We start from the raw sequence: 1,687 nt of genomic DNA on the forward strand, positions 1-1,687 counted from the left end.
TCTTTCGCTCGAAACGCTATATGTTATTCTACCACAAATATAGTCTGTATACTTACGCCGAGCTGTACTAGGTATTTGGGAGCAATTCTCCTACCTGCTTAACCCATAATAATACTCAGGGCTATTTCATTCTAAATAATTCCTTGAGTGTGTTAAGACCAAAGCCAGCAAGTCGTTGAGCTTGAGCCATATTCTGAAATCCATACTCTCGATATAAATTGAGTGCAAAATTACGCGCCGTTACCCAGATTTGCACGCTTTGGGGTAGTTCTAATGCGTGAAGCATCTTCTACGCGGGGTCACATCCCGTACATAATGCACTTTATTCTCTACTCCCCAATAACTACGGATTCTTTCTCCAAAAGCTTCTGCTGTATCAACAAATGAAGCTATATAATAGCGGGTTTCTGTGGCATACTCGATGATGTTGGCACGATATACTTGTCGTTCTGATTCAACTCTAATCAAGGTCTTGAGTCCCGGAAATTTAGGAATGTCTGTCAAATCCTGTGTAATACTCACTGTCCTTTTTTCAATACGACCATGACCTTTGTTGATTTTTTGAGCGCTCTGTTGTGATTTAAAACAGCCTTTGACTGCTTTTAGTAATCCAGATTGGTTGCCCTTGAGCGCACCCACGTAATCATTCTCACTGTCAACGATCACCTGAAGTGTTTTTTTTGGGTGCTAATGGCATCCCCCGGCAAAAACCACGCCCTTGACTGCCATCTGTTCGATAAATGCAGGAATTGCTGTGATTTCGTTTGTTTTTGAATCCACCTCATAAAGTTCGAGAATCAAGCCCCGCTCAACAATGTAGGCGCTAACCAGCATAATAGCTGGATGTGAATCCACATGCGGGATCATCGCTGATTGCCTCATATGAACCTCTTACTACTTTACCGTCCATAGCGATTGTTTCTCTTGGCAATGGTTGAACGCCAAAAAAACGGGATAAGCAGGCTGAATAACTCTGATACTCTGTCCGCATTCTTGGTGCGTCGAATCGTACTATAAGAAGGAATTCGTCCCTTTGGTGGTTGAAAAAGTTTTACTAATTCGGCTTTGTGCGCTTTGAGCCAATCCCCAATTGCAAGAAAACCTTTGTTCCCGGCAGCAACTGCAACGCCGTGAACATAGCAAGACAGAGTGCCTGCTGATGGCGCTTTCCAGTGCCGCAACGAGTATCAATCAAGTCAGAGAAGGCTTCAACAATTGCAAGTTGGGTCATTACTCAAAACAATTTGAAGGAATATAGCTTCAGCTTATCACCCTTCTCTCAAGAATGAAATAGCCCTGTAATAATACTAGTATGATGGACTCCTTTCACTCTCTCAATTGCCCTAAAACCCATGCCATTGACATACATTTTTAGATACTCTCTTTTAACTTCCTGTGCATACCCTTGATGGGATTGATAGGAATCTATGAATTGCCTACCACAATCAAAACATATATGATTCTGTTTACCTGCTTTATGCCCATTCTTATTAATACGAGTAGACTTGCATTCAGGACATTCGATGGACTTTAATTTGCTGTTCATTGTTTTTCGTCAACTTTGCTCTCGATCGCTATATCATACATCAATTCAGCAACGCCCAATATCGTTCAGGTAGGCGAGAATATTTTGGGAGAAAAAGAACTTGATGCTCCGTTTCCTCTACCAGTTCTCGGATGGCTGTTT

At 41.9% G+C, this 1,687-nt stretch carries 2 protein-coding genes and 2 pseudogenes; all 4 read right to left on the reverse strand.

Going from position 1 to position 1,687, the window contains the following annotated elements; genetic code table 11:
- Positions 1–270: 270 nt before the first annotated feature.
- Positions 271–669, reverse strand: a pseudogene (locus tag QUB44_RS30745) (ISAs1 family transposase); the annotation flags it as partial.
- 18 nt (positions 670–687) lie between these two features.
- On the reverse strand, positions 688–882 hold the full coding sequence (locus QUB44_RS30750) for a hypothetical protein (RefSeq protein ID WP_333373689.1): 195 nt from the start codon (positions 880–882) through the stop codon (positions 688–690).
- 172 nt (positions 883–1,054) lie between these two features.
- The gene (locus tag QUB44_RS30755) at positions 1,055–1,231 is read right to left on the reverse strand and encodes a hypothetical protein (RefSeq protein ID WP_333373691.1); all 177 of its coding nucleotides are present in this window, start codon (positions 1,229–1,231) and stop codon (positions 1,055–1,057) included.
- Positions 1,232–1,300: 69 nt separating this feature from the next.
- Positions 1,301–1,525 (reverse strand): annotated as a pseudogene (locus QUB44_RS30760) (IS1/IS1595 family N-terminal zinc-binding domain-containing protein); the annotation flags it as partial.
- Positions 1,526–1,687: the final 162 nt, after the last annotated feature.

Source organism: Microcoleus sp. AT3-D2, assembly GCF_036705715.1.
In the GTDB taxonomy this organism is placed as follows: domain Bacteria; phylum Cyanobacteriota; class Cyanobacteriia; order Cyanobacteriales; family Microcoleaceae; genus Microcoleus.

Coding starts and splice junctions, on each gene's coding strand:
- QUB44_RS30750 (WP_333373689.1), bottom strand. CDS start 882: ATGAGGCAATCAGCGATGATCCCGCATGTGGATTCACATCCAGCTATT.
- QUB44_RS30755 (WP_333373691.1), bottom strand. CDS start 1,231: ATGACCCAACTTGCAATTGTTGAAGCCTTCTCTGACTTGATTGATACT.